We start from the raw sequence: 21,694 nt of genomic DNA, 5'->3' as shown, positions 1-21,694 counted from the left end.
TTGCTTTTATTTATTGCCCTGCCAGCGGTGAAATTTTCACCTCCGAGTCGCTCAGGCAAGGCGCTGCTATGATTAACTGATTTACAGAAGGGAAACAACCGTTGATTAGTGTTATGACCAATTAATGCGGGCAAAAGCTAATTTTTTGAGCGTCTTAACGGATAAAATGCGTGGTTTGTGCGGGTTATGCCAGAAAAGAGGGTGGTTTGAGTCAGGAGACTGACAGTAAAAAGGCTGCCTAAGCAGCCTTGAACGCGTTCGTGGGATGATAACGCCGACTATTCGATGTTTGATTCAATGAACCACAGGAACTGATCCAGATCGCGTGATGCGGCAGTCAGAATGTCCGCAGAGGCCTCATCTTCCGTTTTACCAATGGCCTTGCGTACGTTGTTAGCGACAATCGCATAACGTTCGGCCAGCGCTTTCAGATGATCCTGAACGCTATGGATGTTGGTTGGATAGCTTTTCAGTGAGGTTTGTTTACCCACGATTTGTACCGTACCCAGCGCAACACCGCCTATCTGCACCACGCGCTCGGCGATGGTATCCTGATGGTCAATAATCGAGGTGCGGAAGCCATCCAGCATTTCATGAACGGCGATAAAGTTTGCACCGCGCATGTTCCAGTGCGCCTGTTTGGTAATCAATGACAGGTCAATAAAATCAACAACCAGTTGGTTTAACAGCGCGATCGTCGAGGTCTTAACGCTATCGTCCAAATCATTACGAGTGTAAAGCAGTTCGGACGGTACTGATTTCACGAGTTTAGCGGTAGGCATAATAGTATCCTCTCTTTAATTATTGATAGTCTTGCTGTTCAATGTGATTAATTATAGCAGTGATAAAAATTAATATTGAAAAGAATCACCTATCAAATGGATAGCTACAGCATAACGATGGTGTGGGTATTTGTAGTCAGGATTTCTCTGATATCAATAATGTGACTGCGGTGATGTTAGGGTAATATTTTAATTATTTATGAAATATAATGTCATATATTGATAAATATCATCACTAGCTAGATGGAAATAGTTATTATTCTCTGCTGCTTAAATAGAGTGACGGCATCGCTTTTTTTTAAATATAGTGTGTACGAGTAAAAGGAGTCGTGGTGAATGAGAGTGAATATTATTGGCACCAGTGGAAGTGGCAAATCTACGCTGGCTCGTCGCTTGTCTGAAAAACTGGCTATTCCGTACATTGAAATGGATGCGCTGTTTTGGCTGAAAGACTGGCAAGAACGGACGGATGCCGATTTTTTTCAACGGCTTGAAAGCGCACTGGAGCCTGGAAACTGGGTTTTGGATGGCAACTATAATCGAACACGTGATATCAAATGGCGCAATGTTGATGTTGTCATTTGGGTCGATTACAGCTTTAGCCGTACGCTTTTTCAGGCGGTACGGCGTGCCTTTCTTCGGGCATGGCGTAAAGAGGAGCTCTGGAGCGGCACGGGGAATAAAGAGTCTTTTCTCCGCAGTTTCCTTAGTCGGGATTCAATTATCCTCTGGACAATGAAAACCTATTCAAGAAACCGGAAGCGGTATTTGGCGGATTTAGCCGATCCTCGCTATCGCCATATCCGTTTTATTACTTTGCGTTCTCCTCGGGAATGTGAAACTTTTCTGCAACACTTCCCCAAGGAAATACGCACTCATTCTGCTTGAGTCGTCACTTTGGCTGCGCCCGCGGATTTTATTGTCAGTGTTGCGCCGATTGACGCGATGATAATAAAGATCAGCGCCATCCACTGAATAAACGATAAATGCTCACCGAGAAAAAGGATCCCGGAGAGGGCGGCAATAGCGGGTTCCATACTCATCAGCGTGCTGAACGTTCTGGCGGGCAGACGGGTTAGTGCCACCATTTCCAGTGAATAAGGGAGCGCGGTGGACAGGATGGCGACGGCAATGCCGAGCGGGAGTATCGAGAGCGAAAACAGCGTGCTCTCAGCGTAATACGCCCCAATAGGGCAGAAGATCAGCGCGGCAATGAAGGAGCCGATAGCGACGGTTCCAGGTCCATGATTTGCCCCCGCTTTTTGCCCAAACAAAATATAAAGAGCCCAACAGGCACCCGCACCCACGGCGCAAGCCGCACCCGTCAAGTCAACATTGCCGATATTGTGGCCCAGCGGCAGTAAGAACCACAGCCCGGCAACGGCCAGAAAAACCCACAGAAAATCAATCGGCCTGCGCGAGGCTAACATCGCAACGGCAAGCGGGCCGGTGAATTCCAGTGCGACAGCAATGCCGAGCGGCACCGTCTGTAATGACAGGTAGAACAGAAAGTTCATCCCGCCCAGAGTCATGCCATACACCAGCAGCGGCAGGCGATTACTGCTAAAACGCATACGCCACGGCTTGAAGATAATGCACAGAATGATCGTACCAATTCCCAGACGCAGTGCCGTGACGCCAGTCGCTCCAATAAGTGGAAACAGGCTTTTCGCCAGAGCAGCACCGCTTTGGATAGAAAGCATCGAGATAATGATGAGCAAGACAGGTAAAAATGATGGCGAGCGATGGGAAAATAAGGTCATTCTTTTGGCCTTAAAACAGGTATAACATTCCGTTGCTATTATATCCAATTGTAAACAATTTGTCTGGTATGAATTGACTTTTATTGACCTTTATTTACGCATCATTTAACTGGCGTGTTTTTGCGCAATACCATTAGCATACAAACTGAGCGGGGAATTCGGAATTGTCTGTTTTACTGCGTTGTGGTGAATTTATTTTTAATCTAACTGTCACAATAAAAAACTCAATGTAATTATAGCGATAGGTTGTTTTTGACAATATTTGTTACATCTAAAGCCTAATTGATAAATATTTATAAGGCGGCAAGTCCCGAATTTCTTTGTTATATTTACCCCGTTAGTTAGTCTTTCATAAAATGAATCTGAGGCTGTAAATATGAAAAAAATCGCGTGTCTTTCCGCTCTGGCTTGTGTATTAGCCGTTGGCGCAGGTTCTGCATTTGCTGGTCAAAGTACTGTAACTGCAGGCTATGCTCAAGGTGATGCTCAGGGCGTACAAAATAAAGTTAAAGGCTTTAACCTGAAATATCGTTACGAGCAAGATAATAACCCACTGGGCGTTATTAGCTCATTCACCTACCTGGAAAAAAATGGTAGCGAGAGCGGTCTGTACAGCAAAGGCCAGTACATGGGCTTCACTGCGGGTCCAGCTTACCGTCTGAATGACTGGGCAAGCCTGTACGGTGTTGTTGGTTTCAGCCACGGTAAAGTAACAAACAACGCTACCAACGGCCAGAACAACACCAGCAATGACGATTACGGCTTCACCTACGGTGCAGGTGTTCAGTTCAACCCAATGCAGGACGTTGCGCTGGATGTGGGTTACGAACAAAGCCGTATCCGCAGTGTTGATGTTGGTGCTTGGGCTGTTGGCGTAGGTTACCGCTTCTAATCTAACCCTGTAGGGGTTGTTTACCCTCAGCGTTGGTTGTTAGATGTGTCGAAAGAATCCGCTCTTTTTAGGGCGGATTTTTTTATGGCGAGCTTCCTACCCGCCACCCTGCGGACCGTCACAAGCGACGTTTTTTTACGGCCATTTGTCTAAATCAGCGATGAGTATCATCAGTCATTTATCCAGTCACTTTCTAGTCGGTCGATATCCAGTCGTTCTTGCTACCGTTGATCAAATTCATGCAGTATCGGTCTGCCATAAGATTTTATCTTGACGTTAAGATTCTTTATGTGAAGATAATGTTCATCAAGTCGTAGTGATTTACTCAAGCTATTGAGGTTATACATGGTAGTGACATCAACGGCCCGCACGCGGGCTTTTCTGTTCTTCACGATTATCCTGTTGGGACTGAATTTACGCCCTGTTCTGGCGGGGATTGGCCCATTGCTGAATCAGATTCAGGCTGCAACGGGTCTGGATGACAGCATGGCGGGGATGTTAACCACGCTCCCGGTGTTCGCTATGGGGTGGTGTGCGTTATATGGCGGTCAGTTGCAGGCGCGTCTTGGTGAATATCGGGGAATCACGCTGGGCATCGTAGTCATTGCTTTGGCGTGTAGCGCCCGCTGGTGGCTGAATAGCGGTATTGCGCTGCTGGTTAGCGCTGCGCTTGCCGGAATCGGGATTGCTTTGATTCAGGCGCTGGTGCCATCGTTTATCAAGCTCCATTTTGGTCGCCATAGCAGTCTCCTCATGGGCTTTTATACCACGGCGATTATGACCGGTGCGGCGTTTGCGGCTTCATCGGTTTCTCCGCTGGCAAATGCGTGGGGCTGGCAAAGTGCACTGGCCTGCTGGGGGATCGTGGCGCTGGTGGCTGCGGTGGCCTGGCGGTGTATTCCTAAAGCGTATACCGCGAAGCAGGATGCAGTGGCTGTCGTAGCAACGCGCCGAAGCGGAATGGACTGGCTGCTGATGGTGTTCTTCGGCATTGGTACGGGGGCGTATACGCTGGTACTGGCATGGCTGCCGCCGTATTATATTCAACTGGGGTTAGATGCGACGCAAAGCGGCCTGATGTTGGGCGGATTAACGCTGACAGAAGTGATTTCCGGCCTGCTGGTGTCAACATTCATCAACCGTTTTCCCGATCGACGCAAACTGCTGCTTCCTATCCTGATCGTGATGCTGGTGGGGATGATCGGGTTGATTGTGGCGCCGCTGACGTTCACATATCCCATTATTATCATGCTAGGTGTTGGCATTGGTGCACTGTTCCCACTGTCGCTGATTGTGGCGTTGGATCAGGTGACAGAATCACATAAAACCGGTTCATTGATGGGCTTTGTGCAGGGCGGTGGCTACATCCTTGCTAGCCTGATGCCGTTGCTGGCAGGTTTCATTCGTCAGCATACCGCAGGTCTGGAGCAGGCCTGGATGATTATGACCGTCGGTGTGGTCGTATTGATTATCATGGCGACCCGTTTTGCTCCAGTGAAGAGCCCGAGTCGCTAAGCAGTTTGCTGTGTGATAAGCGAGCGGAAACCCGCTCGCTATCATCAATTTGTTGGTGGACGATAGCGCCATAGCCAGCGTCCGCTCATCAGGCGGCGGTAATAGAAGAACCCGCGTACAATCCAGTCAAAGAACATCCCCATCCACACGCCGATCACGCCAAAACCGAGCATCACGCCGAGGATATATCCCGCGATGACCCTACATCCCCACATGCCTGCCATTGCTACCCACATGGTGTAGCTGGCGTCTTTCGCGCCTTTTAGACCGGCAGGAAGCACCCAGGACGCCGCCCAGATCGGCATAAATAGCGCGTTGAGCCACAGGAGATGTTTTGCCACTTCGATAACTTCCGGCTCATTGGTGTAAAACGACGCCAAAAAGCTGGCACTGGGCACCGACAGGACGGCAAGTACGCACAGCCCGATATTGGACAGCCAGAAGATGTGCTTCAACTGGCGGGTGGACTGCATGATTTGGCCTTTCCCCAGCCTTGTGCCAACGATAATGGTAGCAGCGGCACCGAGTGAATTACCGGGAAGGTTGATCAGCGTTGCGATGGAGAAAGCAATAAAGTTTCCGGCAATGACCTCGGTTCCCATATCTGCCACAAAACGCTGGGTGATCAGCTTACCGATGTTAAACATCACGGATTCAATGCTGGCGGGAATACCGATACTGAGCACTTCATAGAGAATCGACAGGGTAAAAGGCGCAAAGTAAGACTTGAAGGGGATACGCAGCGCACCGTTAAAACCGTGCATTAGCGTCAGAATCACGAATACCGCGCCGATATAGCGCGAAATGGTAATACCAATACCTGCGCCAACAAAGCCAAGGCCATCCCAGGAGAATGCTCCGTAAATCAGCAAGCTACTGATGCCAATGTTGAGAATATTCATCCCAATGTTGATGACCATCGGCAACTTGGTATTGCCCGCGCCCCGCAACGCACCACAGCCTACCAGCGCGATGGCGACCGCAGGATAGCCCCACACCGTCCAGCGAAGGAATGTGAGGGAAAGTTCTTTAACCTGAACGTCGGCCTGTCCTGCGATCAGATCGATGATCGCGGAACCAGCGAATTCAACCAGCGCGACCAACAGAAATGATGACAGAACCAATAATGACATCGATTGACGGGCGGCAGATCGCGCCTGCTTTCTGTTGCGCTGTCCCAGACTGAACGCGACAACAACGGCGGTCCCCAATGCGACCGCGGTAAAGAACGCGATGATGACCATATTGAAACTATCAGCCAAACCGACGGCTGCCATGGCCTCTTTCCCCAGCCAACTGACCAGGAAGGTGCTGAAAACCCCCATCAACACGACGCAAAGGCCTTCAATAAAGATCGGGAAGGCGAGCGGTGAGATTTCTCTCCAGAAGAGAACGCGGTTGGAGTAACGCTTTTTATACCAGTCTGTGTCTTTTAATTTTTTCATGAAACGATCTTGGCGGTATCTCAAGTTTCCCAGTCGGCGCGGTAAACAGAGCCACAAGGTGGCTCGCAAATAGCATCATTTTTTGCACGATACTTATGCATACAGTGACTTATCCATACCGCTATTGATCCATTTTGTGCGATCGCGGCAGTATGTCTGTTTTTCAAAATAGCGTTTCTATTTATAGAGTATCAGTCGCTAAATCGATGTCCAGTCTGGATTGCTTTCCCCGCGTGGAAAGTTGTTGCGCGTGCCCATTATTTAATTTAGATTTTACTTAATTAGGTTTATCTAAATTAATGGTGACACGCAAACAATCAGCGATATCACCTTCCTTGCTGGCTGAATACCACGTTGAACGATGCATGATGACGGGTTTCAGAAGCGCAAAAAGAGGATCACGATCATGCCAACGCCACTTGCTATCTCACCCGCTCAGGCCCGCAAATTGTTAGATGAAGGTGCGGTGCTCATTGATATTCGCCAGCCGGAAGAACATGACCGCGAGCATATCGCACAGGCAAGGTTGCACCCACTAAATCCCTCTGCCGGGTATGTCCTTCCTGATGATGACAAAGAAGGACAGGTTGTGATTTTCCATTGTTTATCCGGCATGCGCTCGGAACAAAATGCTGATTTGTTAGCGCAGACGGTTTCCCCCGCAACGGCATTTCTTCTTGAAGGGGGAATGAACGCATGGAAAAAGGCAGGATTCCCGACAGAAGTGAATCGTAAACAACCGATTGAACTCATGCGGCAGGTCCAAATCGCCGCTGGTGTACTTATTCTGGGTGGTGTATTACTGGGTTACAGCGTAAATAGCGCTTTCTTCCTGCTCTCTGGCTTTGTAGGTGCAGGGCTGTTGTTTGCCGGGATCACGGGCTTTTGTGGCATGGCAAGACTGTTGATGAAAATGCCGTGGAACCGTGGCACCAAACGCTGATGTGCTGGGATGGCTTGCCGGAAGAGTAAGCGGAGTGTTAACCGATAACGTTAAAGAATAGGGGCAGTAATATGGACATGAAAAACATTCCGTTTGGTACGACTGACTGGTCGCAAATAGAGCCCACCGAGCACCGGGGCGACACGGGGATCGCTTACTGGCGAACACAGCGTTTTGATAACATTCGGGTTCGTATTGTTGAGTACACGCCAGGCTATCTGGCCGATCACTGGTGCTCAAAAGGGCATGTCCTGCTGTGCCTTGAAGGTGAACTTCATACGGAATTAGACGATGGCCGTGTTTTTGTCCTCAAACCGGGAATGAGCTATCAGGTGGCGGATAACGCAGAAGCCCATCGCTCCTACACAGAGACGGGCGCTAAGCTGTTTGTTGTGGATTGATGCCAGGGGGCTAACTCGAAATCATAGAGAGTAGATTAGCCCTAAATTTTAGCTAACCTTGCAATTTTTCTTGTGACTGACCTGAAAGAATGTGCCGTCTGCAGCAAAGGCTATATCTCGTTCAATCATTTTTCCGTGTTGGTTTTATCCAGATACCTACTGTTATGGCTTTATCTGTATGAACTGTGCCTGTTCTTTAACATCACTATGACTTTTAATGGTTCCACTCATATCTGTTAAGACGATTAAAAATGTCAAAAAATTTTTTACTGATACATGGAGCATGGCAGGGTGCATGGGTCTGGAACAAAATACAATCGAAGCTAGAGGCTGAAGGCAATACAGTAAAAGCCATTGATCTTCCTGGAAGTGGTGATGATCAGACGCCTGCGATTACCGTGTCACTCGATTCTTATGCCCATAAGATTATTGATGCTGCCAGATTACTGTCTGTTCAGGGCAAAGTGACTCTGGTTGGTCACAGCATGGGGGGCGCAGCAATCACTTTAGCGGCGTCGATTGCACCAGAACTGTTTGAAAAACTTATTTATGTCTGCGCTATGATTCCGCAAAACGGTGAATCTGTCGCTATTCTGGCCGAGCAAAGCCAGAAGCTGGGGACTGAAGGACCTGTTGCGCAGCCTAATTTTGATAAAGGTGTTCTGGAACTGGTTCCTGAAAAAATTGCGGCTACACTATTTCATGATTACGGGGGAAGCGATGTTGATACGCTCCTTGCGCAGTTTAAACATCAGCCAATTCAGCCTCTGATGGAGACAGTCACATGGACAGAAGGATTTATCGATTTGCCAAAGGCTTACATTGTTTGTACGAAGGACCTTGCCATTTCTCCCAAACTTCAGCAGCAAATGGCTGAAAAAGCGGGTGTTGGCACTATTTATACCCTTGATGCAGGGCATGAACCTTTCTTCTCTCAGGTTGAAAAGTTGAGTGAGTTACTGCTGAAAGCGTGACGGGGAAAGGATAAATCATGAACCCAATACAGCATATATTTCTTACGACCAATGAGACATTTGTCACCTGATGCGCACAAATTTTTCGCTTCACAGCAGTACGGTCGCCATTTACAGGCGACCGGTTCACGTATAACACTCGCCTTAATTATTTCTTCAGGATCTGTCCGACATCGATACGATTTTCATCCGGATCAGCGAAAACAAATGCTCGAATACCATAATCTTTATCTTGGACACCTTTAACGATCTTGGCACCAATTTCCTGACAAAGGGTGAATAAGGCATTAGCATCATCAACCAGAAGATGTGCGATAGGATAAGAAGCCGCTTTGTGCTGTGGTTGAAGCGTCAAATGTAATTCAGCGTCTTCACGCTTTAATATCACAAAGCCAACAGGATCCCCATTTTCAAAAACCTTCTTAAAATTCAGTCTATTGATATAGAACTCTTGAGAAACCAAGATGTTTTTGACGGGTAACACGGTTGCTATACGACCAAATCTGACATCATGCTGCATGATCAACCTCGCGATTGATAATGAATCAAAAGCATAGCGTCAGACGGTGCCGAGGCTAAATGACTGGGCGGTGCCAGATGAGTTACTAGGGTATAAGATTTACGGCCTATGTGAAATGGAAACTTATGCGCTGTTATGGCACGAGAGAAATTGAATTTATAGGTTAACTATTTGTTTATATTATATTAGTTGTTGTTTTTTATCATATAACTAAAACGAAAAGTCACTCTGAAAAATGGCAGCGGTGAGTACGATTTTTTATCGCTTAGTAAGCCCTAACAGAATCAGCAAATTGTTACCTTTGACTACATGAAGCGTGGGCGGCGTTACTTCTGATACAGTGTGTGGCTGATTAAAAGCATATAGCATTTGGTCGTATGTTATCTGAATCTGAGGTGTTTATGTGCATTGGCTACAACATGGAAAACGGCTGGCATATTGAAGCTAGTTTTGACGATTCACAAAAGTAGGTTGTCGCGGTTGCCAAAAACAACGATCAGCAGATAGCGACTACAGGTGCTGATTTTGATGAACTGATTGCGTCAATTGGTGGTGATCATTAAGTTATAATCGTCCGCGATAATTCAGAAATAGTAATATCAAAGAGCATCTCATAGCATACGTGTTGATTGGCGACCGTATAGATGGGCAACATATTAATCTTAATTTGGGATGGGAAGTTCTTCCCAAATCAAAGTGTTACCAGATGATTTTTCATTAATCATAAGATTTTTAACTCGACGAGCATATAAGAAAGGATTATCACCGCAATGGATGATATCGGCATAGGTGATGCCGTTTTTGGCAAAGTAATATGGGGGATAGATTGTTTTCTTACTATTCGCAGCAAATGTAAGTTTTTCTGATACTGATGCGGTATGACTGGTGTATAAATTACCGACTAAATCATAAATATATTTATGTGATTTTCTGTAATTTACAACGGAAACAATTCTTTTTTCATCATCTACTTTCGCATGTTCGCCAAACCATTCCCACGTAATGAGCCATGCTGATTTTATTTTTTTCATAAGTCACCATGTAGAAGGTAAACGCCTGTGCGTATGAAAGACGCGTAGAATCTGGATCATATTATCTTTCACGCTGTAGGGGATGATGTAGGGATAGTGCGTTAACACTAGCTCACGTGTTCCTGGCACGCGGCCTGGCCTTCCCATTGCTGGCTGTTGCGGTAATAATTCCGTTAACCTTTGGACTTCATCTACGAACTGGCTGGCAGCTTGTGGATCGTCTTGAGCGATATAGAGGTATTCTGCTTCCAAATTGGCCGCGGCTTTACGCAGCCATTTAATTTCCATTTCTTGCCGTACCTAATTTTCTAAACAGGTTATTCATTTCATCGGATGAGACAAAATCACCCGCATCGGCCTCTTTTATAGCTTGCTCGATCTCTGCTATCTGCCAGGCTTCCCGCGCAAGATAGTCTTCAATGGCTTGTCCAGCCAGAAAAGAGCGGGTACGCCCCGTAGCTTTAGCCAACGCATCAAGCTGTGCGGTTGTTTCATCATTTAAGCGAACGGACATGACACCCATATTGCCACCTCACTACATTGTGTGTTTTGTATACATTGTAGTTACTAGGCAAAGGGGAGGCAAGTGGCTACTTAATGGTATTTGGAATTTTGTTCTCTATGCAGGTATGGATTAGCCGCTGGTGTTTGTTAAGAGCGAACAGCGGACATGTTAGGTGCTCATGGGCGTCAGCGCACACAGCAAGCCTCCCATGCGCCCCTTCCTATGAGCATTGAGGAGTTGATCGTGGCTACTCTGCGAAACAACACGCGCTAGGTTTACTTCGAGCTTCAATTTACCTGAACAGGTACTGAACGCCCCATTTTTAATGCAGTTAAGACGTCTGGCGTCAATGATAATTAAAACCCGGCTGTGTTAACCTGCCGTGATACAAAACCTGGAGGCCTACATCATGGGTAAGAAGAAAAAAGGCGTGCGGATCGGCAATCCTATAACTCGTGCAGTTGCTGAAGCAGCAGAACGCAAGCGCATAGCAGACGCTCAGGCAATGTCGATCAATCGTAGACATAGTGAATTAATCGGGGACGACCTGCTGGATAATGACGATTTAGACGAGGCAGAGGAGCTGATGGATGCCTTCATGAAGGAGTATCCACAGTGGGCGGTGGAAGGTGGCCGCGGCCAGCCGTGGGGGGGGACATCTCAAATCATCCGGGCGTTTGATGGCTTTGTGATGTGGCGGAATGAAGCTGCAGAGAATATGAAGGTATTAGATCTTAATCGATGCTTTGAGGTAAACAACGTTATTGACGTTGCACCAGATGTGCGTGAATTCTTCATTAAGCACGGACTTATCGAGGCCGAGTAAATCCTGCAAGTGGCATAATACCCATGATTTGAGTATCGGTTTTCCGATTGACTTCCATCACATGGAGCCTTTTTCCGTGAGAACCTGTCGGGAAAGCAGAAGACATCCTATATCCAGGCTATTTGTATAATCTGCTCTGAGCGAGCAGCGGATCTAACCGTGGTATGTTAGGCAACCTAGAACTAAAAGCCTAAAAAGGATGTCACTTACGGTGAAAATAAACAATTGCCAGATCTGTAGCCAGCCAATGAGCAAAACTCCAGAAACACTGAATTTTGATTGTGGTGGCGATTGTTTAAGTTGCATGGCTTGGCATGGTGAGCCAGACGCAATTGAGGTCGTTGGGAGAAAAGTTAATGTCTGTGGACGCTCATATCGTTCCTGTAAGGCTGAAGGTCAACTATGAGCGAGGAGCGGAAGTTCGCTTGAAAGGTAAACTAATCCGCTTTCCTGAAGATCTCTGAAAGAGAATGGTCCGCTTTACCGGAATACTAACAATTTCTCCTTCAAGTTATTCCAGTGGTATCTTTACGTATAAGACCCAAACGGAGCGGAGTAATGGCTGGTCAAGATAAAAGTAAGATTCCCGACTGGAAAGCTCTCGAACAGCTTGTTGCCATGATACAAAGGCAACTATCCCCCAATGCTGAAGTGCAACACAATGTGATGCTTGATGGTGTCCAGAGCGAAACAAAAAGACAGGTGGATGTTCTAGTGGAGCAGTCCATTGGTCAGTACAAGATGCGTATTGTCATTGATTGTAAGGACTATGCTAATCCGGTGGACGTCAAAGGTGTTGAAGAGTTTCACGGATTAGTACAGGACGTATGTGCTCATCAAGGGGCTTTGGTCTGCCCTGCTGGTTTTACCAAAGCTGCTTTACGGCGTGCTCAGAAATTACAGATTGCGCTTTACCGCCCAGTATCTACAGGAGACCATAAATGGCGGTCAAAAGTGACAGCACCTGTATTATGTGACTTCAGAAATAGCTTCATGAGTTTTGGAATTAGATGTTCTGCCCCTAAACCCCTGCTGATTCCAAATGAGTTTTACAAATTGCCAGTCTACAGTGTGGAAAACAAGCTATTAGGTACTTCGTTAGAGATTGCCCAGACTCGATGGGATAATGGTGCCTTACCGAGTGAACCAGGGGAGCATGGGGAGTTGCTGATATTTGAGGGAACTAAAACTCAAATTGATAATGGATACGGTGATAAGGTGGAAGTTACTTTAACCCTACGGCTTTTTGTTAAACAACACCTTTATCTCGGTCATTTATCCATTGAAGATATCAACGGCTTACAAGATGCACACACCGGGCACATTGTTACTAATGCTTTCACCTTGGGTGGACTTAATCCAGATGAGGTTGAACGAGACTGGCAACGTGTTGAAGATATGAGCGCAATTGGATTTGAGCCTTTACTGAAAGTGGTTGGCTATTACTGCTACGGGGTTGGCTCCTGATTAGTTGCAGGTTTGATTCTATTAATATAGGAGCTGCTTACGGGTAAAAGCTTATCCCGTTTAGTAATACTGATGATCTGTTTGTCTGAAAACGTTTCTTCATGGCATGTCCTCATGTGGCTAATGAAGACATTACTAACATAGGGGGTGTTAATCAATGGGGAGTCGGTCAAGACTTATAAATTTCATAATAGGGGAACGAACTAAAAAGGCTACGAAAGATATTCAAGCGTAGCCCTATTGCTAACTATCGATTGAATAGCGGGTGGACAAAGAAAATCCGACTCATGTCCGTTATATCTAGATCCGGTTTGTCATATGATGAGTATATAACTAACGATTGCGTTCTTTTTATTCCTATTATTCCAATGATAAACCAAACTTTTATTAATTCATCGAAGTTCATTACTATTTTAGAATGTACAGGATCATCATCAGTTGAAGTAACTCTATCAAGCAGGTATGTTAAAACTTCATTTTTCTTAAAATCATTAATTGATTCCATAGAAAACTCAGGAGTTTTCAAAAGAGATAATGAATCAATATAACTTGATATATTTTTATAAATACTTACCCACTCAGAAACTAAAGCTCTCTTCCGTGAGGAGAAAAATTTCTCCTCTGCTATTAACACAATGTCTTTGTTTATGCTGACATTGCCATCACACTCCTTAAGGCAATAATTAACAAAACTAATGGCATCTCTTGGCCTTAACATCGTTCTGTCTAAAATATACTCATCAGCAGATATACCATCTATATTAAAGTGAAAAATGTCTTTCATTGATATGTTTCTAGAGCCCTGATATTTGTTTTTTATTAAGTGATTCAGGCGTCTGTCAATTATCTCCCTTATCTCCGTCTTGTTCCAAGAAATGGCATATATCAATGACTGGTCTTTTTCATCTTGTCTTAACGTCTTGTTATAAATACCCATAAGAATATCTGTTCTTATAGAAATTAATATCTTGACTGTTTTTATGTCTAACAGTTCCCTAAATGCTTCAAGCAGTGCATTTATAAAACCATATCTTATATCACTTGAACTTAACCATGAGCGATCAAGATCATCAATGCTAATAATAATTCGGAATTGTCCTGTTTCGGAAAATTCTTAATTTAATATTTTCATTAGCTCTTTTTGTTTTCTAATTAACTCCCGGCTGACATAACTTGAGGTTTCTGATTGTATCCTTTGAGTATCTTCACTGCCAAGTTTACCTCCAATGTCTATGCCTTTCATTCCTATTTTTGTAGAAAGATCGTGCTGCATTTTGTTGCTAATTTCAACCAAAGATTTGTCATTGAAAAAAACATCTTTAAATTGGTTTATATATTCATTAACCAGTTCAGGGTTGTAAGGTTTCTTTTTTCCACCAATAAGATCTTGGATTATATTAAAAAAGTTTTGGTGGCTTGAGCTATGCAATGCAGGTATTACTTTTATAAGCAAAGCATGTAGCCATAATGATTTATAAAAAACTCTTAAATCAATGCCGTTTTCGATGAGGGAAGAAATAAAAATGTTATTTTTAACATGTTCAAAAATAGTATTTTCCGCTTCTATTTTATCATAAACTTTTATGCTTGCTTCATCTAGAATTTTCCTCAAAAGAGCTGACTTACCACTACCGGTTCTACCGACTATAATTCTTCTGGTGAAATCAGAATTTTTTTCAGATGGATCGAAATTCATTATCCCTTTGAAAATATTTGTTTCATAAAAGCATTCATCTAAATATGAATCGGATTAAGCTTCTAATTTACCAATTTCATCATTATTTCTAAAGACATGAGTATCCATATTAATATTCCAGAGTATTTAAAGTTAATGAAATCAATGCATCAAAAATTGGAAATTATTTTTTAATAATCAACAATATTATACTGTCCTTTTATTTATTTATACTTGTCGCATTCTAACACTATAAATTTATTTTTCCTATACAGTGACATACTATTATGACAATAACCATAATTTTATATTATTACTACAATATAAGCGTGCTAATAATTAAACTGCATGCCTTTAAAATTTACGCATTTTCTTGAATCAGTTTTGACTCCTCACACCGTTCCCCGCCATTCCGACTGCGCAAAAAACCTTAGCATTTCTATACATGCGTACCGACCAAAAAATTGATTTTAAATTGAATAAAATGAGGTGTGGTGCGGGTTGTAGCGAGGTACGCAGTTCGCACAGCAATGCGTACAACTGCGTACCACATTGCAAATTTTTCCGTACCCGCTCAGTGTCGTTTTGCGCACTTTCACGCTGGTAATGGTTTAACCCATCATGATTTTTGTGTGCGTAAATTATTATAGATAAGCAAAAGTGGGTAGGTTCGGTAGGTTCAGTCGGTTCACGTAGTCAACTGATTGATAATGTAATTATTTTCAGAATTGAACCGACCTATGGGTAGGTTCACGCGGTGTGAAAGTCGGTTCATCAAGCCAGCCAGAAAAGGGGTGTTTGATTAGGTCGGTTCAAAATGGTTAAAGTCGGTTCACTATTCAAATAAAAATAAAGATAAATCAATGTATTAAAATAATGAACAGACTGAGCCTACCGAGCCTACCGAGCCTACCGAGCCTACCGAGCCTACCGAGCCGACCTTATTTTACCTTACGCGTGATTTACTCTTCCTCGTCGTCGAGTGTCATGAGCACCACAAAGCGCGGCTGTTTGCCGTCAATCCTCAGTAATTTACGTGTAATGCCTTTGGCGGGCTACTGGACACCATCGAACACGGGAACGCAGGCGCTCTTGTCTGCCGATCATGGAGTTTGACAAAAACAGCTGGCCTTCATGAGCTGACGGCGACATTTGAACAAGTATCGCGATAGTAATGACATTGGGTAAAGCCAGTAGTAATCTGTAAATTAAATAGTGTGTTACGGGAAAGGAACCCTCGAATGAAGTTTCAAATACCTATCTTATTATCAGTGTTTTTGTTGGCAGGATGTTTCGAAGATAACAAGTACTCCGAATCCAACATGAAACTTTTTGCAATACTGTATGCTTTTGAACCAATAAAAGGGCATGTGAAAGAAACACATCTTGTTGTCAAAGGTGATGGGGGGAATAACTTCCAGGATGTTTTGATTAAGTTTGATGACAAAGGGTGTCTGGCTAATATGGAGGTAGCTGGTAAGCCAGTCGGAATGGTAAGCCTTAAGCGGGAAAAAGATAAAATAGTTGGGACAGAAAACAATGAGAAAGTAGTGTTCGACATAAATGAGCACTGCTTGATTTTAAATAAAAAAACAGAAGGTAGTCGCAATGTGGTTGTTTTCTCATATGATGAAAACGGCTCGATTGCCACAATAAAAGATGAAAAACCAGGAAAGGATTATCATATTTCCTACAACCCGGATGGCACGGAGTCAATAATAAAAGTTCTGATGGCTGATAAGTTGGCTGACGAGACTAAAATAACTTTCCATGACCCAATTAACAAACCGCTTGATTACCTGGCTATGTCAGATGGCTTTCTACTTGGTGAAAGCCAGACAAATATGTCATGTAAGTATGAAAATAAAAATCCAGTAAGCTGCGATTTAGCTTATCGATTTATCAAGGAAAATAGCGTTTTTAAATTTCACGCTGACATAAATACAGTTTTTTATTAATTTCATGTTAACCCCATAGGGCCGCCGCGAGCGGCCTTTTTTATTGGAGAAATCTGTGCGAGACATACCAGCAGAACTCATCATCGATAGCGTTGATGTGGGAACGGGATCAGTGTATCGCTGGCGCGTCAGTCTCCCCGACGCGTACAGCGACATAAACCCCTGAGTCTTCGATCACTGCGTATGAATTGATAGGGCAATCAGTCAGTATGTCGTTGCCGTCGAGTACGCAGATTGTCGTTCCGTTATAGTTGATCGTTTCCATTTTCTCATCCTTGATTTTATGACGGGTTATTCCCCCAGTGAAATCCAGACGAAAAAAAACCAACCGTAAGAGGTTGGTTTTTCTGGGATTATTTGGTCGGCACGAGAGGATTTGAACCTCCGACCCCCGACACCCCATGACGGTGCGCTACCAGGCTGCGCTACGTGCCGATGCTATGGGCATTTATACTACCTTTTCCTGACCTTATTGCAATAGCCGGATGGAACGACTGCTTTAGATTTAGGCAGTTAGTTGGCAATGAAGCGCCTTTCGTTCGTTAGCACCTGCAAGAGTAGGGCAAGCTGCGGTTTTTCATCGTTCAACCGATTTCCCGCCATGTCGTAAGCCCGGTAGTTGCCGTTGCTTTCCAACACGATGAGCTGATCCTGCGTGGTGATGAGCAGCGTGCCGCCGTTGCCGTTAATCAACCACGGGTAGCGTCGTTGGGCTGAGAACAAGTCTTCGCCCTGTGAATAATCATCCGTGCTGTTTTTAACGTGGAGCAGGCGCTGCATTAGCGTGGTCATGACGTCTTTGTTATCCGTCATTTTCGTAATGGTCTGCGCAGGCGTGTTCGGCCAGTGAACAATGAGCGGCGTTTGCCATTGGGTACGGGCAAAACGTGCCGCGTTGCTGGTATTGGCATTCTGGTTTTGTGCAGTTGTCACGATGACGACCGTGTTATTCAGAATGTTTTTTTCCTGCAGGGTACTAATGATTTGCCCAATCTGGCGGTCAACGTCCTGAATATTCATGCGGCCGTTTGATTCAGTACCTTTGCCATCTGCGGTTTTCGGTGCGCTGCTCAGTTCAACGTAAGAGAACCAAGGCGCTGAATTATTATCGCGGCTGAGCCATTCCTGCCATTGCGTGATGATGGCATCGCCGCCTTGCTGCTGCGGCGCAGGCAAGGAGAAATCAGAAAGCAGCGCTTGACGATAAAGCGGGCTGTTGAAGCCGTTCGCCGAAAATAGCCCAAACTGATAGCCCTGCTGGCTTAACGCGGTGATCAAGGCGGAAGGTTTACGCGCACTCAAAATACCGTCCATATAGGTCGTCGAGAGGCCGTAAAACAGGTTAAACAAGGCGGCGTCTGGCTGAGATCCTGAATCGTAATGATCGCTAAAACGCACGTTTTCCTCGGCGAAGCGCGACAGGTTCGGCATGCGGTTTTGTATGGCATCGGGCTGCGTATCGTCGATCATCACCATCAGCAGGTTGTAGCCGCTGCCGCTATCGCGGAAGGTGATGTTACTGAGTGGATACTCCACCGTCATGGCTTCAGGATTGCCTTGTTGCGTCAGACGACGCTGATATTCCTGTGCATCCAGCAGGCCATGTTTTTCCAGAAAACGACGTGCTGTCATCGGATAAGACAGTGGCAGGTTGGCGCGCTGCATGGTAATTGGGCGATAGAAATTCGCATCGGCCCAGATGTACATCAGATGCGATGCGAAGAACGCCGAGATGAAAACGCCCGCCAGCGGTTTGCCAAAATGGCGACGGTTCAGGCTGCGGAGTTTTTGCCAACACCAAGTGCCGAACAGCATTTCCGCCATGAAAATCAACGGAATGCCGATAAACATCCACTGCCAGTCACGGGCAATCTCACCTTGTCCGGGGTTGACGACGAGTTCCCAAACGGTGCTGTTGAGGTGCAAGTGAAAGCGTGTAAAGACTTCCACATCAACGAGCAGTATCGTCAGCCCGGCTGTTGCCAGCGCCGCAGACAGGAACCGTAGCAGGCGCTGCGACATCACAATAAATGTGAGCGGGAAGATGACCAGCAGATAGGCAGCAAAGACGATAAAGCTAAAATGACCCAGCCAGCTAACCAGCGCGTAAAGTCGACCGAACAGGGAGGTCGGCCAATCGGCAACAAACAGGTAGCGGCTACCCAGCCCCAAAGTGAGCAAAATGTTGAATAAGGCGAACCAGTGTCCCCAACTGATCATCTGGGAGACTTTTTCGCGGTAGCGCTGACGGTTGGTTACCATACGTTGGTCAAAACTTAGTGAGCTTTATCGGCTTTTTTAATCGAAGCCTGTAAGGCTTCAGCGAAAGAACGCGCCAGAACCTGACGTTGTGCAGGCGCGATGCTGGTGTTAATCAGGTTCGTCACCATGTTACCGAGCACCATCAAAGCAAGATCGGTTGGGGCGTGGTGCTTTTCCAGAACATTGACCATCTCAGAAAGCAGTTGTTCAACGTGTTCGTCACTATAACGGGATGATTGTGGCATAAAATGGCGTATCTCAAGCTGGTAAAGTCGCTTATCTTACCGTATAGGCTTATGCTTTTCTGCACTTTTATCATTAACGTACTTTTATCGCTGGCATACTTTTATCAATAAACGGAATTTTATCAATAAGTAGTGTAGACGCTTAGCGCGCGTACAGATGTAAAGGGCCAGCTTTAATGTGTTGCGGGTCGTTCGTATCAGTGTTTGAATACGCGCCTTGCCAAAAGGAGAGTTTATCATGAGTCTGGATATCGCCCAGATTGCCCTGCATCAGCTAATTAAACGTGACGAGCAAACGCTGGAAATGGTGTTGCGTGATTCCCTATTGCCAACCAATGCGGCAGTAGAAGAGATGATGGCTGAATTGCATCGCGTCTACAGCGCCAAGAGTAAGGCCTATGGGCTGTTTAATGAGCAAAGCGAGCTGGCGGATGCACTGCGGGCTTGTCGCAAAGGGGATGAGGATTTTCTAAGTTTCTCACGCGCTGCGACCGGACGTTTGCGTGACGAGCTGGCGAAATACCCGTTTGCCGAAGGCGGTATCGTGTTGTTCTGCCAGTATCGCTATCTGGCGGTCGAGTATTTACTGATATCGGTGCTCAATAGCTGCAACAGCATGCGAGTTAATGAACAGCTGGATATCAGCACCACGCACTATCTGGATATCAATCATGCCGATATCGTTGCGCGTATCGATTTGACGGAATGGGAAGTTAATCCGGAATCCACTCGCTATCTGACGTTCCTTAAAGGCCGCGTCGGGCGTAAAGTCTCTGACTTCTTTATGGATTTTCTGGCAGCGTCAGAAGGGCTGGACACCAAAGCACAAAACCGTGGCTTGCTGAAGGCAGTCGATGAGTATTGTGATGAGGCACAGCTAGATAAAAACGAGCGCCAGAATTATCGTCAGCAGGTGTATAGCTACTGTAATGAGCAGTTGCAGTCCGGTGAGGAAATCGAGCTGGCATCGCTGTCGCAGGAACTGCCGCCGCTGGGTGAGAAAACCTTTCAGCAGTTTTCAGCCGATCAGGGCTATGAGCTGGAAGACAGTTTCCCTGCCGATCGCGGGACACTGCGCCAGCTGACCAAATTTGCTGGCAGCGGCGGCGGCATCAGCCTGAATTTTGATGCGCTATTGCTCGGCGAGCGAATTTTCTGGGATCCCGCGACGGATACGTTGACGATTAAAGGCACGCCACCGAATCTGCGCGATCAGTTACAACGTCGGACGAGCAGCGGTAAGCAGTAGACATCGCGCCAGAAGACGACGCTGCCCTTTTTCTGACTTCAGGAAAAGGGCAGTCGCTGATAACGGTTTGAAACGATAGTGACTAGAAGTATTTAAGCCAGCGGATGTCTCTGCGGCGTGCTTTTAAGCGAGCAAACGCGCGAACTGGCGAAAATAACACGACCATCAGCACCAGAGTACACACCCACAATTGCCAGACGGCGGAAAAGCCAAACCATTCTCCCTGATTTTTTCCCCAGATCGCGACAGCGGTTAAATACATCCCTTTTAAAACATACAGATGCAATAGGTAGAAAAACATCGGTGCGGCACCGAAGCTTGCCAGTATAACGAGCCAGCGCTTTTGTTGCTGACGCTCGAATACGGCAAGCAAGCAAAGCCCGATGCTCAGCGTCAGACAGAGGAACAGCAATGATGGCGGGTATTTCGTGATGTTGAAATAACTCATGAGCGTCTGCGTGATGACATCACCCTGCTGCCAGGGCTTTTCGCCATACAGATTGATGCTACGCAGAACGAAGAACAGCGCTAGCGTGATCCCTGCCAGAGTGAGCAGGGCTTTCTGGCGCTGAAGCGGAAATACTTCTTTTCGGTATAGCGCCCCAGCCACATAGCCAAGCGAAATGACGCCAATCCAAGGCAATACCGGGTATGAAGTACGCATACGGAATGTTTCGCCGATGTCTATCCAACCGCGATCGTGCAGAATCGCCCACGGAATAGACCAAATGGAGTCTGCGGAAGCATGCAGAGGATCCAGCAGGTTATGTCCGCCCACGATAACGATGCCCAGTATGAAAACCAGCCCAGCAGGGAGCCAGATCAGCGCGCTGAGGGCAAGCATGCTCATACCGATTGCCCAGATGACCTGTAAATAGATGACCTGCGGTGGGAATTGGAACGTCCACGCGAAGTTGATTAGCGTGAGCTCAAGAAGAATGAGAATTAAGCCGCGCTGGAACAGGAAGAGGGCGGTTTGTCGACGATCTTGCACTTTCTGATGATAAAGCGCGGCAGAAAGCCCGGTTAAAAAGACAAATACGGGAGCACACAGATGCGCCAGCGTACGGTTGATGAATAGCATGGGGTCGGTACTGGTTACATCAATCGGATCGGCGAGTTGCAGGTGCAGATAAAAGGTTTCCCGTACATGGTCCAGTAGCATCAGTACCATAACCAGACCGCGCAGGGCATCGATAGCGATAAGTCGCTGTGAGATATCACGAGACATGTTCACATTC

At 46.0% G+C, this 21,694-nt stretch carries 22 protein-coding genes, 1 tRNA gene and 1 pseudogene; 11 read left to right on the top strand and 13 right to left on the bottom strand.

Annotated elements, in window-relative coordinates; translation table 11 throughout:
- Positions 1 to 278: 278 nt before the first annotated feature.
- The gene (dps, locus tag QWJ20_RS02445) at positions 279 to 782 is read right to left on the bottom strand and encodes a DNA starvation/stationary phase protection protein Dps (protein WP_010294859.1); all 504 of its coding nucleotides are present in this window, start codon (positions 780 to 782) and stop codon (positions 279 to 281) included.
- A gap of 336 nt (positions 783 to 1,118) precedes the next feature.
- Here dps and QWJ20_RS02440 point away from each other — a divergent pair, with 336 nt between their 5' ends.
- Complete coding sequence (locus QWJ20_RS02440; RefSeq protein WP_433991751.1) at positions 1,119 to 1,670, top strand: adenylate kinase; 552 nt, start codon at positions 1,119 to 1,121, stop codon at positions 1,668 to 1,670.
- On the opposite strand, the gene rhtA is transcribed toward QWJ20_RS02440, so the two are convergent.
- Positions 1,658 to 2,545: a threonine/homoserine exporter RhtA gene (gene rhtA, locus QWJ20_RS02435; protein WP_433991750.1), complete on the bottom strand. Its 888-nt coding sequence runs from the start codon at positions 2,543 to 2,545 to the stop codon at positions 1,658 to 1,660. The genes QWJ20_RS02440 and rhtA overlap by 13 nt on opposite strands.
- A gap of 376 nt (positions 2,546 to 2,921) precedes the next feature.
- Between rhtA and ompX the strand changes: the two genes are divergently transcribed.
- Entirely contained in the window at positions 2,922 to 3,437 is a 516-nt protein-coding gene (gene ompX / locus QWJ20_RS02430) for an outer membrane protein OmpX (RefSeq protein ID WP_095699153.1), read from the top strand.
- A gap of 345 nt (positions 3,438 to 3,782) precedes the next feature.
- Positions 3,783 to 4,952: an MFS transporter gene (locus QWJ20_RS02425; RefSeq protein ID WP_275243331.1), complete on the top strand. Its 1,170-nt coding sequence runs from the start codon at positions 3,783 to 3,785 to the stop codon at positions 4,950 to 4,952.
- 44 nt (positions 4,953 to 4,996) lie between these two features.
- Here QWJ20_RS02425 and QWJ20_RS02420 read toward each other — a convergent pair whose 3' ends face one another.
- Positions 4,997 to 6,397 carry an EmmdR/YeeO family multidrug/toxin efflux MATE transporter gene (locus QWJ20_RS02420; protein WP_433991749.1) on the bottom strand — a complete coding sequence of 467 codons (1,401 nt, stop codon included), beginning with the start codon at positions 6,395 to 6,397 and terminating at the stop codon, positions 4,997 to 4,999.
- A gap of 406 nt (positions 6,398 to 6,803) precedes the next feature.
- Here QWJ20_RS02420 and QWJ20_RS02415 point away from each other — a divergent pair, with 406 nt between their 5' ends.
- From QWJ20_RS02415 to QWJ20_RS02405, 3 genes are all read left to right on the top strand, one after another.
- Complete coding sequence (locus QWJ20_RS02415; RefSeq protein WP_433991748.1) at positions 6,804 to 7,340, top strand: rhodanese family protein; 537 nt, start codon at positions 6,804 to 6,806, stop codon at positions 7,338 to 7,340.
- Between the two features lie 71 nt (positions 7,341 to 7,411).
- Positions 7,412 to 7,741, top strand: a complete 330-nt coding sequence (locus QWJ20_RS02410) for a DHCW motif cupin fold protein (protein ID WP_095699157.1) — start codon at positions 7,412 to 7,414, stop codon at positions 7,739 to 7,741.
- A gap of 251 nt (positions 7,742 to 7,992) precedes the next feature.
- Entirely contained in the window at positions 7,993 to 8,715 is a 723-nt protein-coding gene (locus QWJ20_RS02405; protein WP_433991747.1) for an alpha/beta fold hydrolase, read from the top strand.
- Between the two features lie 148 nt (positions 8,716 to 8,863).
- Here the strand turns inward: QWJ20_RS02405 and QWJ20_RS02400 are convergent, their stop codons facing one another.
- The 4 genes from QWJ20_RS02400 to relB all read right to left on the bottom strand — a co-directional run bounded on the left by QWJ20_RS02400 (position 8,864) and on the right by relB (position 10,789).
- The gene (locus tag QWJ20_RS02400; RefSeq protein ID WP_433991746.1) at positions 8,864 to 9,235 is read right to left on the bottom strand and encodes a VOC family protein; all 372 of its coding nucleotides are present in this window, start codon (positions 9,233 to 9,235) and stop codon (positions 8,864 to 8,866) included.
- 662 nt (positions 9,236 to 9,897) lie between these two features.
- Entirely contained in the window at positions 9,898 to 10,266 is a 369-nt protein-coding gene (locus QWJ20_RS02395; RefSeq protein ID WP_433991745.1) for a hypothetical protein, read from the bottom strand.
- 3 nt (positions 10,267 to 10,269) lie between these two features.
- Positions 10,270 to 10,554: a type II toxin-antitoxin system RelE/ParE family toxin gene (locus tag QWJ20_RS02390; RefSeq protein ID WP_433991744.1), complete on the bottom strand. Its 285-nt coding sequence runs from the start codon at positions 10,552 to 10,554 to the stop codon at positions 10,270 to 10,272.
- The gene (gene relB / locus QWJ20_RS02385) at positions 10,544 to 10,789 is read right to left on the bottom strand and encodes a type II toxin-antitoxin system RelB family antitoxin (protein WP_174870399.1); all 246 of its coding nucleotides are present in this window, start codon (positions 10,787 to 10,789) and stop codon (positions 10,544 to 10,546) included. The genes QWJ20_RS02390 and relB overlap by 11 nt, the downstream gene beginning before the upstream one ends.
- Positions 10,790 to 11,180: 391 nt before the next feature.
- Here relB and QWJ20_RS02380 point away from each other — a divergent pair, with 391 nt between their 5' ends.
- Positions 11,181 to 11,597, top strand: coding sequence for a hypothetical protein (locus tag QWJ20_RS02380; RefSeq protein WP_433991743.1), 417 nt, complete (start codon positions 11,181 to 11,183; stop codon positions 11,595 to 11,597).
- Between the two features lie 558 nt (positions 11,598 to 12,155).
- Entirely contained in the window at positions 12,156 to 13,064 is a 909-nt protein-coding gene (locus QWJ20_RS02375; protein ID WP_433991742.1) for a restriction endonuclease, read from the top strand.
- 247 nt (positions 13,065 to 13,311) lie between these two features.
- On the opposite strand, the gene QWJ20_RS02370 is transcribed toward QWJ20_RS02375, so the two are convergent.
- Positions 13,312 to 14,151, bottom strand: a complete 840-nt coding sequence (locus tag QWJ20_RS02370) for a P-loop ATPase, Sll1717 family (RefSeq protein ID WP_433992370.1) — start codon at positions 14,149 to 14,151, stop codon at positions 13,312 to 13,314.
- Positions 14,152 to 14,178: 27 nt separating this feature from the next.
- The gene (locus QWJ20_RS02365; protein WP_433991741.1) at positions 14,179 to 14,760 is read right to left on the bottom strand and encodes a hypothetical protein; all 582 of its coding nucleotides are present in this window, start codon (positions 14,758 to 14,760) and stop codon (positions 14,179 to 14,181) included.
- 1,035 nt (positions 14,761 to 15,795) lie between these two features.
- On the opposite strand from QWJ20_RS02365, the pseudogene QWJ20_RS02360 reads away from it, so the two are divergent.
- Positions 15,796 to 15,911, top strand: a pseudogene (locus QWJ20_RS02360) (phage tail protein); the annotation flags it as partial.
- A gap of 69 nt (positions 15,912 to 15,980) precedes the next feature.
- Positions 15,981 to 16,697 (top strand): YnfC family lipoprotein, encoded by a 717-nt coding sequence (locus tag QWJ20_RS02355; RefSeq protein WP_433991740.1) that lies wholly within the window; start codon positions 15,981 to 15,983, stop codon positions 16,695 to 16,697.
- Positions 16,698 to 17,055: 358 nt separating this feature from the next.
- Here QWJ20_RS02355 and QWJ20_RS02350 read toward each other — a convergent pair.
- The 3 genes from QWJ20_RS02350 to QWJ20_RS02340 all read right to left on the bottom strand — a co-directional run bounded on the left by QWJ20_RS02350 (position 17,056) and on the right by QWJ20_RS02340 (position 19,204).
- Positions 17,056 to 17,132 (bottom strand) — tRNA-Pro (locus tag QWJ20_RS02350).
- 78 nt (positions 17,133 to 17,210) lie between these two features.
- Positions 17,211 to 18,959, bottom strand: coding sequence for an LPS biosynthesis-modulating metalloenzyme YejM (gene yejM, locus QWJ20_RS02345; protein WP_433991739.1), 1,749 nt, complete (start codon positions 18,957 to 18,959; stop codon positions 17,211 to 17,213).
- A 14-nt stretch (positions 18,960 to 18,973) separates the two neighbouring features.
- Positions 18,974 to 19,204, bottom strand: a complete 231-nt coding sequence (locus QWJ20_RS02340) for a YejL family protein (protein WP_005967239.1) — start codon at positions 19,202 to 19,204, stop codon at positions 18,974 to 18,976.
- Positions 19,205 to 19,442: 238 nt separating this feature from the next.
- On the opposite strand from QWJ20_RS02340, the gene yejK reads away from it, so the two are divergent.
- Positions 19,443 to 20,453, top strand: a complete 1,011-nt coding sequence (gene yejK / locus QWJ20_RS02335; RefSeq protein ID WP_433991738.1) for a nucleoid-associated protein YejK — start codon at positions 19,443 to 19,445, stop codon at positions 20,451 to 20,453.
- 82 nt (positions 20,454 to 20,535) lie between these two features.
- Here yejK and QWJ20_RS02330 read toward each other — a convergent pair whose 3' ends face one another.
- On the bottom strand, positions 20,536 to 21,684 hold the full coding sequence (locus QWJ20_RS02330) for a DUF1624 domain-containing protein (protein ID WP_433991737.1): 1,149 nt from the start codon (positions 21,682 to 21,684) through the stop codon (positions 20,536 to 20,538).
- Positions 21,685 to 21,694 lie beyond the last annotated feature (10 nt).

The organism is Pectobacterium sp. S5 (assembly GCF_051707265.1).
GTDB lineage: Bacteria > Pseudomonadota > Gammaproteobacteria > Enterobacterales > Enterobacteriaceae > Pectobacterium > Pectobacterium polare.
This window is presented reverse-complemented; position numbering and strand designations above follow the sequence as displayed.